The sequence below is a fragment of the Phocaeicola sp. GP0067 genome (genome assembly GCF_031119655.1).
Taxonomy (GTDB): domain Bacteria; phylum Bacteroidota; class Bacteroidia; order Bacteroidales; family Bacteroidaceae; genus Phocaeicola; species Phocaeicola vulgatus.
Genome location: NZ_JAVHZY010000003.1, coordinates 246,532 through 258,291, shown reverse-complemented (window position 1 = coordinate 258,291; position 11,760 = coordinate 246,532). Strand labels below are relative to the sequence as shown.

Below are 11,760 nucleotides of genomic sequence, written 5' to 3'. Positions count from 1 at the left end.
AACGTTTAGTATTTATTTCCTAAACGCGGTGCAAAAATAAGAATTTGTTTTTATATTCGCACATAAATTCATATTAAAATAAAAAAAAATGGGAAAAAGCAGCTTCTTGCAAGATTTTAAGGCGTTCGCAATGCGCGGAAACGTCATTGACATGGCAGTCGGTGTCATCATCGGCGGAGCCTTCGGTAAAATAGTATCTTCCATTGTGGCCGATGTCATCATGCCTCCCATCGGATTGCTGGTAGGTGGCGTGAACTTTACAGATTTGAAACTACAATTAAAGCCGGCCGAAGTAGTGGATGGAGTTGAAAAAGCTGCCGTAACGTTGAATTATGGCAACTTCCTACAAGCTACTTTCGACTTTATCATCATTGCTTTTTCTATATTCTTATTTATAAGATTACTTGCCAAGCTGAATCGCAAGAAAGAAGAAGTTCCTGCTCCCGCCGCCCCACCTGCCCCTAGCAAGGAAGAGGTATTACTTACAGAAATCCGTGACTTGTTGAAGGAACAGGCTGGCAAAAAATAAAATATTATCCACACAAAAAACGGGCTGCCCTCAAATGCTTGTCGGACAGCCCGTGATTTATATACCAGCCGACATTTCCTAAACATTCCAATCTTTTTTTTGCATATTTTTCCACAAGGAAGCAGGAAGAACAAAGTTTTTCCAATTCAATTATAAAAAGCCTCAACAGCATGACGGATTTTTATTTTTTCTGAGTATCTTTGCGGCACGAAATCATTTACATATCTTAATATATATATGCAAGAAAAGATCATTATTCTCGACTTCGGTTCACAAACCACACAGCTCATAGCCCGTCGCGTTCGCGAACTGAATACTTATTGCGAGATTGTGCCTTACAACAAATTTCCACACAATGATCCGTCCATAATCGGCGTTATCCTTTCGGGAAGCCCTTTCTCGGTGTATGATGAAAGCGCCTTTAAAGTCGATTTGAGTGACATTCGCGGAAAGTATCCTATTTTGGGTATCTGCTATGGTGCACAGTTCATGTCTTATACAAACGGTGGGAAAGTGGAACCGGCCGGCACACGTGAATACGGACGTGCACACCTTTCCACTTTCGACCAAGAGAACCCACTATTAAAGAACGTCCGTGAACACTCACAAGTATGGATGAGCCACGGAGATACCATCACCGCCATTCCGGAGAATTTCAAAATTATCGCTTCAACAGATAAAGTAGCCATCGCTGCTTATCAAATAAAGGAAGAGAAAGTATGGGGAGTACAGTTCCACCCGGAAGTGTTCCACAGTGAAGACGGAACCCAGCTTCTGAAAAATTTTGTAGTCGACATTTGCGGGGGGAAACAGGACTGGAGCGCTGCCTCTTTCATTGAAACGACTGTAGCCGAACTGAAAGCGCAACTGGGAAATGACAAAGTAGTACTGGGGCTGAGTGGCGGAGTAGACTCATCTGTGGCAGCCGTATTATTAAATAAAGCGATAGGCAAGAATCTTACCTGCATTTTTGTAGATCACGGCATGCTGCGTAAGAACGAATTCAAAAATGTACTCCATGATTATGAATGTCTCGGACTGAATGTAATCGGAGTGGATGCCAGCCAAAAATTCTTCAGTGAACTGGCAGGTGTGGAAGAACCTGAGAAGAAGCGTAAGATTATCGGCAAAGGTTTTATTGACGTATTCGATGAAGAAGCTCATAAAATTAAAGATGTGAAATGGCTGGCACAAGGTACCATTTATCCTGACTGTATCGAGTCATTAAGTATCACCGGCACTGTAATCAAAAGTCATCACAACGTAGGTGGACTGCCCGAAAAAATGAATTTGAAACTATGCGAGCCTCTGCGTCTGCTATTCAAGGATGAAGTACGCCACGTAGGTCGTGAACTGGGTATGCCGGAACATCTGATTACACGCCATCCATTCCCCGGACCAGGACTTGCGGTACGTATTTTGGGTGATATCACTCCTGAGAAAGTACGTATTCTGCAAGACGCCGATGATATCTATATCCAAGGATTGAGAGACTGGAAAGTGAAAGACTCGGACGGAAACGAAACATCCCTTTACCACCAAGTATGGCAGGCAGGCGTAATCTTGCTACCCGTACAAAGTGTGGGAGTAATGGGGGACGAACGTACATACGAACGTGCCGTTGCCCTACGTGCCGTAACTAGTACGGATGCCATGACCGCCGACTGGGCTCATCTTCCCTATGAATTTATGGCTAAGGTTTCAAACGACATAATCAATAAAGTAAAAGGTGTAAACCGCGTATGCTATGATATCTCGTCCAAACCGCCTGCCACAATTGAGTGGGAATAATAGACAACCAACTAATAACTTAAAAACAACATAACGGAATGAAACAAGATATGATTGTTATCTTGGATTTGGGAAGCACCGAAAACACCGTGCTTGCCAGAGCCATTCGTGCTTTGGGTGTATATAGTGAAATTTACCCGCACGATATCACAGCCGCCGAGCTGACAGCATTGCCCAATGTAAAGGGTGTCATTATCAATGGCGGTCCCAACCATGTAATTGACGGAGTGGATATTGACGTGCTTCCCGAGATTTACAAAGCAGGGATCCCCGTAATGGCTGCCGGTCATGACAAAGCATGTTGCGAAGTGAAGCTTCCCCAACTGACGGATGATGTGGAAGCAATAAAGAATGCTGTACAATCGTTTGTTTTTGATACCTGCAAGGCAGAGGCTAACTGGAATATGACAAACTTTGTCAATGACCAGATTGAATTGATCCGCCGCCAGGTAGGCGACAAGAAAGTATTATTGGCACTTTCCGGAGGTGTAGACAGTTCTGTAGTAGCAGCTCTGTTGCTGAAAGCCATCGGCAATAATCTGGTCTGCGTACATGTGAACCATGGATTAATGCGCAAAGGTGAATCGGAAGCAGTAATTGAAGTTTTCAAAAATCAGTTGAACGCTAATTTGATTTACGTGGATGCTACAGACCGGTTCCTGAGTAAACTGGAAAATGTAGCTGATCCGGAGCAGAAACGCAAGATTATCGGTGGTGAATTTATTCGTGTGTTCGAAGAGGAAGCCCGTAAGCTAAATGGAATCGACTTTTTGGGACAAGGTACAATTTATCCTGATATCGTAGAAAGTGGTACTAAAACAGCCAAAATGGTTAAATCCCATCACAATGTAGGTGGCTTACCCGAGGATTTACAGTTTGAATTAGTAGAACCTTTACGCCAGTTGTTCAAAGACGAAGTCCGTGCCTGCGGAGTGGAACTTGGTTTACCATACGACATGGTCTACCGTCAGCCGTTCCCTGGTCCTGGTTTGGGAGTGCGCTGTTTGGGGTCTATCACTCGTGACCGCCTGGAAGCTGTTCGCGAATCGGACGCCATCTTGCGTGAAGAATTCCAACTGGCAGGCTTGGACAAGAAAGTATGGCAATATTTCACCGTAGTACCCGATTTCAAATCAGTAGGCGTGCGTGACAATGCCCGTTCATTTGATTGGCCTGTTATTATCCGAGCTGTCAACACCGTAGATGCTATGACAGCTACTATCGAACCAATAGACTGGTCCATTCTGATGAAAATTACCGACCGTATTCTAAAAGAAGTAAAGAATGTGAACCGCGTATGCTATGACCTGTCGCCCAAACCCAATGCGACCATTGAGTGGGAATAAAAAATATACTTCAAACCATGTAAGATCCCGAAACTAAAAGTTTCGGGATCTTTTTTATATTCAAGTTCTTCACTTTGCCCCCAATGACACTAGAACAAGAACCATAAAATTTTTCGTTTTTTTGATTTTTCCGCTTCAATATTTACATCCAAGGAATCAAAGCTCTATAATCTCCTCATTACAAATGGTCAGTTTGCCGGCTCCGTTTTCTGTAACTACCCAAGAATTTTCAATGCCGACCGGTCCTACTCCCGGCAATACGATTTTAGGTTCAAGGGCAAACACCATTCCCTCTTCCAACTCCCTCCGGATACGCGGAGCCAACACTGGTGCCTCATTGATTTCCAACCCGATGCCGTGTCCTATAAAACGTGCCTGTTGGGACACCCCCATAAAACGATCGGCAAATCCGGCTTTCGTCACGATCTCAATGGCCGCATTATAAAGATCCTCGCACACCACACCAGGCGCCGTCATAGAGGCAACCTTATCCTGCACTTCAAGACAGACTTGATGAGCTGCATAAGCCTCATCATTTAATTTTCCAATGGAGAACACACGACTCATATCGCACATATATCCGTAAAAGTTTCCCCCTATATCCACCATTACACTATACCCCTCTTTCAACAAAGTTCCATTCATTCCTCCGGGCAAAGACGGGTCCAATCCCTTACCACCTAAGGCAAAATCATAAGGCGAAGGAGTAGCTGCATTATCTCCGGCCAACACACTTCCCATAAATATCTCCATACTCTGACCAAATACTCTGAATATTCCCAGACAACCTTCCAGTCGCATCAGGCGTTCCACCTCAACAGATAGTTCACGATCAGTCATCCCCGGATGGTATACATCGGGAATCTTACTATATGCTCGAGCATGTAAAGCAGCCGACCGACGAAAAAGTTCAATCTCCAGCGGAGTCTTTACGCTACGCGCTTCACGAATAATAGCAGTTCCATCCACGACCTCCGATTCAGGAAAAAGAGATGCAAGACGCATATAGTCCGCATAAGGCAGTTCCCCGCCTTCCAACATTATCTTTGAAGCTACAGGTATACCATTTTCTTTTAACAAGTCCACTATCTGCTCAGGTTTACGAATAGGGAATACAAATTCTCCCACAATATTATTAGGACGTTTTACAAAGAGAAGTGCCGGTGAATGAAGCGGTAAATAAAGATAGCCGTTCACTATCTCACCATACGTATAAAGCAAATTTACATTACAAGCTATCAGGGCAGCATCAATGCCTTGTTGAGCCATTAAATAGCGTATTTTATCTCGACGAAATTTCAATTCGGGTTGTAACATAAGTAATATTATCTGATTATTTAAAATACTGAGTACAAAAATAACAGATTTCAGTCAGTATAAAGGATAGTAGTTCCAAAAAAGAGAAAGGATATATTAAAACTCACTAATTTTGGATGATTAGTTTGAAAACAGTGTTCAATTATATTAAATTTGCAAACGAATTGACAAACAAAGTATCTTTCATGTTCAACGGTATCAAAAAATATGTGGTAAGAATAGTATGCGTAATTATGTTATTACTCGTACAATTTGATGTATGCGCTCCACTGATTGATGCCAATCTGGCTATGGTAGAAACGATGGAACAACCCACCCTGCCTTCTGACAACAATGAAGAAAGCAGAGGAGAAGAAACTTATTATTTCCAGTCGGGACGTGCACAACTGCCAAACAGTCGTTTTTTACCCTGCACTATCGACATGCTGGTCAATCTTTTTGCTATTCCCCAAGTTCCGGTACAAAGTTACACACCTGTCAGTGAAAATCCGGGGAAAGTGGTACATCATCACATTATCTTTTGTGTGTACCGCATTTAATATGTCACATTAAAGCATATTCATACATATTGGCCTTGTATTCTGAAAGATTTGAATGCAAGCCGGATCTTTTATTTACTCAAACTCAATTATTAATCTTTTTAAATTGTATTCGTAATTTCATGAAGAGTAATTTTCAGAAAATTGCGGTCCTGTGTACATGCACAGGATTGCTATGCTCTTGTGGTCAATCGGACAACAAGCAGGAACATCACAAAGAATTCATTCCCATCACCATTCTTCACCCCACAACCATTGAGTTTCCACGCTCATATGTAGCTGATGTGCAAGCTATACAGTTTGTAGAAATTAAGCCCAAAGTGGAAGGATTTGTTCAAAAAATATATGTAGACGAAGGACAGAAAGTCAAAAAAGGACAGCCCCTATTCCAACTCAGTTCCGACCAATATAGCGAAACGGTAAAAGAGGCGCAAGCCAATTACAAACAAGCACAGGCACAATATGAAATGGCAAATTATGAAGCCGAAAGAATAGGCCGGCTGGTTGACAAACAAATCTTATCAAAAATCCGACTCGACCAAGCCAATAAAGAAAAAGAAGTAGCCCAAATGAAAGTGGAACAGGCAAAAGCACAAATGCAACGTTCACAGATGGATTATTCTTACACCACTATCACTGCCCCTTTTGACGGCTACATAGACCGTATTCCTTATAAGACGGGAAGTCTGGTAAATCCGCAAAGCTTACTAACTACCGTAAGTGATATTTCCGAGATCTTTGCTTACTATAAAGTGAACGAAAGCGAGTATCTGGAATACAAGCGCCAACAACTTAGCGGACAAAAACAGCACGAAGAAAATAATGTGGAACTGATTTTGTCAGACGGTTCCATCTACTCCCACAAAGGCACATTAGAAACAGTAGAAGGTGACTTTGAACGAGGAACCGGCTCCATTGCCTTCCGTGTCCGTTTTCCGAACCCGGACGGACTGCTGAAACATGGAGTGACTGGAAAAGTACGTATGATGACCCAAATGGACAACATCTGCCTAGTTCCCCAGAAATCAACATTCGAAATTCAAGATTTCACCTATGTATATACCGTTGATAGTGCCAGTGTAGTAAAAGTACGCAGCTTCCAACCGCTGGAACGCTATAATAATTACTATGTGACACAAGACTTCTCTCCTAACACTGCCATCGTATACGAGGGAGTGCAAATGATGAAAGATGGCATTACCATCAAGACTGATACCATTGATATGGAAGCAATCAGAAAAGAAGTTGAATTAAAACAACCTATCGTAAAATAAAACGGACAGTTTATGTTTAAGCTATTTATAAAAAGACCGATACTTTCAGGAGTAATCTCCGTCATTATCGTCTGCTTGGGCGTACTGTCTATTTTGACACTGCCCATCACTCAGTTTCCCGATATCGTACCCCCATCTGTAACGGTAACCGCCCGATACACCGGGGCTAGTGCCGATGTGATGTCTAAAACAGTCGCCACCCCGTTAGAGCGTGCCATCAACGGAGTACCCGGCATGACCTACATGACCACTGTTTGTACCAACGACGGTATGTCCCTTACTACTATCTATTTTAAAGTGGGAACCGATCCGGACGTAGCTGCCGTAAATGTACAGAACCGTGTGACTACCGTACTAGACGAATTGCCTGAAGAAGTAATCCGTGCCGGAGTTATTACAGAAAAAGAAGTAAACAGTATGTTGATGTACTTGAACATCATGAGTACGGACAGTGCACATACCGAAAAGTTTGTTTATAACTTTGCCGATATCAATATTTTGCGCGAATTAAAACGTATTGACGGTGTAGGCTTGGTAGAAATCATGGGTAGCCGTGATTATGCCATGCGTGTATGGTTGAATCCTAATCGGCTGGCCGCCTACAACATGGTACCTCAAGATGTAACTGAAGCCATCCGTAATCAAAACATAGAAGCAGCACCCGGCAAGACAGGTATCAGTTCAGACAAATTACCCCAACAACTGCAATATGTATTACAATATACCGGAAAGTTCAGCACAGCAGAAGAATATGGAGAGATTGTATTGAAAGCTCTTCCCGATGGTTCACTGCTACGTCTGAAAGACGTTGCCACTATTGAATTCGATTCTGAAGATTATAACATGACCTCTATGACCGACGGAAGGCCATCGGCATCTATTATGATCAAACAACGCCCCGGCTCCAATGCAAGGGAAGTCATCCAAAATATTAAAACCAAAATGGCAGAAATCAAAGAAAGCAGTTTTGCGCCTGGCATGGATTACAATATCTCCTATGACGTATCACGCTTTCTTGACGCCTCCATACAGTCAGTACTGAAGACACTGCTCGAAGCATTCATACTGGTATTTATTGTGGTGTATATATTTTTACAAGATTTCCGTTCCACCTTAATTCCGGCTATCGCCGTACCAGTTTCATTGGTCGGTACATTCTTTTTTATGGAAATGCTGGGCTTCTCCATAAATATGTTGACCTTATTCGCCCTTGTGCTCGCAATAGGTATTGTAGTAGACAACGCAATAGTCGTCGTAGAGGCTGTCCATGTAAAGATGCATCATGAGAAACTCTCTCCTTATAAAGCATCTGTAGCAGCTATTAATGAAATCGGTGGAGCCATTATTGCCATCACGCTAGTCATGTCGGCAGTCTTTGTTCCGGTGGGCTTCATGCAGGGAACTGTAGGTATTTTCTATCGGCAATTCTCATTGACACTGGCGGTAGCCATTGTTATCTCAGGAATAAACGCATTGACCCTCTCGCCTGCCCTATGTGCTTTGTTACTGAAACCCGCTGATGGAAAAAAGAAGAAAAAAGCAGGATGGCTACGTCGTTTCTTTATTTTTTTCAACCGCCGGTACGACCGCTTTGAAAAGAAATACAATATCGGATTACACAAGTATTTGAGCCGGAAAATAATCACTTATGCCACACTGATTATTTTCTTCCTTGCCACTTTCGGCATGAGCCAGGTACTTCCTTCAGGCTTTATTCCCAATGAAGACCAAGGTATGATTTATGTCAATGTAGATGCGCCTCCGGGAGCAACATTGGAACGCAGCGAAAAAGCCTTGAACGCTGTACAAGCTGCATTGCTTCCTTTCAAAGAAATTGAAAGCATCTCCACATTAGCAGGTTATAGTTTGATGACTGAAACGGAAGGTGCCAATTTCGGTATGGGTATGATTAATCTCACCCCGTGGAGTGAACGCGATCAAACAGCAGCCGAACTTATAGAGATATACAAAGACCGCACCTCGCATATCAAAGATGCGGATATTCAGTTCTTCCTGCCTCCTACAGTTCCGGGATTCGGTAATGCCAGCGGCTTCGAACTTCGTTTACAAGATAAAACAGCAGGCAGCTTTGCAGAATTTGCCGATGTTGCCAATACATTAGTAGAAAAACTGAATGAAGATCCGCGCATTGTGGGAGCAACCTCAGGATTCAATCCTAATTTTCCACAATATCTGCTGAAAGTGGATATTGCTAAAGCAGCTAAATTAGGAGTAAATCTAAATGAATCCATGGAAACACTCCAATCCTATATCGGCAGTTTCTACTCATCCAACTTTATTCGTTTCGGACAAATGTATAAGGTGATGTTACAGGCTTCTCCAGAGTATCGTATGAATCCTGAAGATCTGTATAAGTTCTATGCCAAGAACAAGGACGGGAATATGGTACCCTACTCTAACTTTATGACGATGGACCGTATATTCGGTCCTAACCAGATTACACGCTACAATATGTTCACCTCGGCCTTGATTACAGGTGAACCTGCCGAAGGAGTCAGTTCAGGAGAGGTTATCGAAGCAGTGGAACAAATTGCCAAAGAGACATTACCTCGCGGTTATGATATAGAATGGTCAGGAGTTACTCGTGAAGAGAAAGATTCGGGTGGACAAACCGTTCTTATTTTCGGTATTTGCCTACTGTTTGTTTATTTGTTGCTGGCAGCACAATACGAGAGTCTGTTACTGCCTTTTCCCGTCATACTTTCATTGCCGGCAGGTATCTTCGGTTCTTATTTTTTCCTGCAACTGGCAGGCTTGGAAAATAATATTTATGCCCAGGTAGCCTTGGTAATGTTGATTGGTCTGCTAGGCAAAAATGCCATTCTTATTGTGGAAATGGCCAACCAGTACCGCAAACAGGGAATGAGCATCTTTGATGCTGCCGTTAGAGGTTCCGTAAGCCGTCTGCGCCCCATCCTGATGACATCCTTTGCATTTATATGCGGACTAATCCCGTTGGTAATGGCAAGCGGAGCCGGTGCTTTGGGCAACCGTTCCATCGGAACAGCTGCCGCCGGAGGTATGTTTATCGGTACATTCGTAGGAATCTTCCTTGTACCTGGACTTTACCTTATTTTCGAGAGTTGGTCTGCACATCTTAACCGTAATAAAGTCAGCTATGATGAAGAAGATGAAAAATAACAATATAAACAAAACAGGTTTAATAATAGGAGCTTTCTGTCTGATTATGGTAAGTTGCAAAGCCCCTTCCCTTACTCCGACAGAAAAGATAGAGTTACCCGAGTTCTATATGGATAGGGAAACGGACAGCACTACTATCTCTTCCATGTCATGGAAAACATTTTTTCCAGATACGTTATTGCAAAGTTATATAGCCGAAGCGTTAAATAACAATCATTCATTCCTTCAAACTATAGAACGGATATCCATTGCCCGTTCACAAGTTCGAGTAGGAAAAGGAGCGCTGCTGCCCGATCTTTCATTAGGCATTGATGGTGGAGTACAACGTTTTGGCGAGTACACTATGGACGGAGTTGGTAACAGCACCACCAACACTCCCGATTTAGAAAAAGACAAACATATTCCAGATCCCTACCGGAATTTCAACCTAGGACTCAATTTTCAATGGGAAGCTGACATATGGGGTAAGCTAACCGATAAAAAACGATCGGCCGTATCCCGCTGGATGCAGTCTGTAGAAGCTATGCGTCTGGCACGCACCTTATTGATATCAGAAGTAGGTACACACTATTTTGAATTAATAGGACTGGATAAACAGCGATATGTGCTACGCGAAGCCATCCTAACAGCCAGAGATGCTTATAATTTAACCGATGAACTGATGAAAGAAGGTGAAGTAACCCGACTTTCTGTAGACCAATTCCGGTCACGACGCCTTAAATTGGAAGAAATGCTGCTTGCAAACGAACAGCAAATAAGTGAAAAGGAACGTGCCATCGCCACCTTATTAGGACGACTGCCTTTCAAGGTGAAACGAGTGTCATTTGAAACTGCATGTAGTTATGAGTTTCCCACAGATGCAGGAATCCCGTCACAACTTTTGCAATATCGCCCGGATATAAAGGCTGCCGAACTGGAGTTATTAGCTAGTAAATCCGACGTATCTGCAGCGCGAAAAGCTTTCTTCCCATCCATCGTGATTGGAGGAAACGGAGGTTTTAACGCATTTGATCTGGATAAATGGTTTACTGCTCCTGCATCCCTGGTTTACAATCTCGGTGCAGGTATCACAGCACCTATATTCAAACAAAATACTATACGTGCATTATGGAATGATGCGAAAAGCCAGCAACGCATCGCTTTGTTAGGATATCACGAAACGGTATTAAAAGCCTATGAAGAAGTATTAAACCTCATTACTGCATCATCGCAAATGCACCAGCGCAAAAAGTTGAAAGAAGAAGAAAGCCGTATCCATCATCGATCTATTTATAATGCAAATGAAATGTTTAAAGTAGGATTCGCAGGCTATCTGGATGTACTGTCGGCCGATGAACGTTTCCTGGATTGTGAATTGGAACGTATCGCTCTGAATGTGGAATCTTGTAAACTGCATATCATGCTTTACCGTGCCTTAGGAGGTGGAAGCAATTAGTTAATATACTTATATTTTTTGATTTGTTTGGTTAGGAACCGCCCCCGGCAAGCGTGTCGTCAGGACGGTTCTTTTTTACTCTTATAATTCAAGAAATATCAGACCTCTTGAGCAAAGAAACAATCCACAACAATAATATAGCTCCCACAATAGAGGTAACAAGACTGCCAATAATACCAGTTGCTGCAATACCAAACAAACTGAATACCCAGCCGCCCAGGACACCACCAACAATACCAACCAATAAATTAATAAAGAGACCGAAACCTCCCCCTCTCATCAACTTACCGGCAACAAAACCAGCAATAATTCCGATAATAATGTACCAAATAAAATACATACGCTTTATTCTTTAGAGTTTATAGTT

The 11,760-nt window shown here is 42.7% G+C and carries 9 protein-coding genes; 7 read left to right on the top strand and 2 right to left on the bottom strand.

Annotated features, from left to right (window positions below):
• Positions 1-88 precede the first annotated feature (88 nt).
• The 3 genes from mscL (at position 89) to guaA (RE317_RS04325) (ending at position 3,666) form a co-directional block, all read left to right on the top strand.
• Positions 89-529: a large-conductance mechanosensitive channel protein MscL gene (gene mscL, locus RE317_RS04335; RefSeq protein WP_005839284.1), complete on the top strand. Its 441-nt coding sequence runs from the start codon at positions 89-91 to the stop codon at positions 527-529.
• A 237-nt stretch (positions 530-766) separates the two neighbouring features.
• Entirely contained in the window at positions 767-2,320 is a 1,554-nt protein-coding gene (gene guaA / locus RE317_RS04330) for a glutamine-hydrolyzing GMP synthase (protein WP_005839286.1), read from the top strand.
• Between the two features lie 38 nt (positions 2,321-2,358).
• A complete protein-coding gene (gene guaA, locus RE317_RS04325; RefSeq protein ID WP_005851695.1) occupies positions 2,359-3,666 on the top strand; it encodes a glutamine-hydrolyzing GMP synthase in 1,308 nt (435 codons plus the stop codon).
• A gap of 156 nt (positions 3,667-3,822) precedes the next feature.
• Here guaA (RE317_RS04325) and RE317_RS04320 read toward each other — a convergent pair whose 3' ends face one another.
• Positions 3,823-4,983, bottom strand: a complete 1,161-nt coding sequence (locus RE317_RS04320; protein WP_005839290.1) for a Xaa-Pro peptidase family protein — start codon at positions 4,981-4,983, stop codon at positions 3,823-3,825.
• Positions 4,984-5,216: 233 nt separating this feature from the next.
• Here RE317_RS04320 and RE317_RS04315 point away from each other — a divergent pair, with 233 nt between their 5' ends.
• From RE317_RS04315 to RE317_RS04300, 4 genes are all read left to right on the top strand, one after another.
• Positions 5,217-5,522 carry a hypothetical protein gene (locus RE317_RS04315; RefSeq protein ID WP_224205355.1) on the top strand — a complete coding sequence of 102 codons (306 nt, stop codon included), beginning with the start codon at positions 5,217-5,219 and terminating at the stop codon, positions 5,520-5,522.
• A gap of 122 nt (positions 5,523-5,644) precedes the next feature.
• A complete protein-coding gene (locus RE317_RS04310) occupies positions 5,645-6,796 on the top strand; it encodes an efflux RND transporter periplasmic adaptor subunit (RefSeq protein ID WP_008669553.1) in 1,152 nt (383 codons plus the stop codon).
• Positions 6,797-6,808: 12 nt separating this feature from the next.
• Positions 6,809-9,958 carry an efflux RND transporter permease subunit gene (locus tag RE317_RS04305; RefSeq protein WP_008669550.1) on the top strand — a complete coding sequence of 1,050 codons (3,150 nt, stop codon included), beginning with the start codon at positions 6,809-6,811 and terminating at the stop codon, positions 9,956-9,958.
• Positions 9,939-11,393, top strand: coding sequence for an efflux transporter outer membrane subunit (locus RE317_RS04300; protein WP_022508411.1), 1,455 nt, complete (start codon positions 9,939-9,941; stop codon positions 11,391-11,393). The genes RE317_RS04305 and RE317_RS04300 overlap by 20 nt, the downstream gene beginning before the upstream one ends.
• Before the next feature lie 88 nt (positions 11,394-11,481).
• Here RE317_RS04300 and RE317_RS04295 read toward each other — a convergent pair whose 3' ends face one another.
• On the bottom strand, positions 11,482-11,733 hold the full coding sequence (locus tag RE317_RS04295) for a GlsB/YeaQ/YmgE family stress response membrane protein (protein ID WP_005839298.1): 252 nt from the start codon (positions 11,731-11,733) through the stop codon (positions 11,482-11,484).
• Positions 11,734-11,760 lie beyond the last annotated feature (27 nt).

What these genes read in the sequence shown, in the direction of transcription:
- guaA (WP_005851695.1), top strand. Translation starts at nt 2,359, where the DNA reads ATGAAACAAGATATGATTGTTATCTTGGATTTGGGAAGCACCGAAAAC.
- mscL (WP_005839284.1), top strand. Translation starts at nt 89, where the DNA reads ATGGGAAAAAGCAGCTTCTTGCAAGATTTTAAGGCGTTCGCAATGCGC.
- RE317_RS04305 (WP_008669550.1), top strand. Translation starts at nt 6,809, where the DNA reads ATGTTTAAGCTATTTATAAAAAGACCGATACTTTCAGGAGTAATCTCC.
- RE317_RS04315 (WP_224205355.1), top strand. Translation starts at nt 5,217, where the DNA reads ATGTTATTACTCGTACAATTTGATGTATGCGCTCCACTGATTGATGCC.
- RE317_RS04320 (WP_005839290.1), bottom strand. Translation starts at nt 4,983, where the DNA reads ATGTTACAACCCGAATTGAAATTTCGTCGAGATAAAATACGCTATTTA.
- RE317_RS04295 (WP_005839298.1), bottom strand. Translation starts at nt 11,733, where the DNA reads ATGTATTTTATTTGGTACATTATTATCGGAATTATTGCTGGTTTTGTT.
- guaA (WP_005839286.1), top strand. Translation starts at nt 767, where the DNA reads ATGCAAGAAAAGATCATTATTCTCGACTTCGGTTCACAAACCACACAG.
- RE317_RS04310 (WP_008669553.1), top strand. Translation starts at nt 5,645, where the DNA reads ATGAAGAGTAATTTTCAGAAAATTGCGGTCCTGTGTACATGCACAGGA.
- RE317_RS04300 (WP_022508411.1), top strand. Translation starts at nt 9,939, where the DNA reads ATGAAGAAGATGAAAAATAACAATATAAACAAAACAGGTTTAATAATA.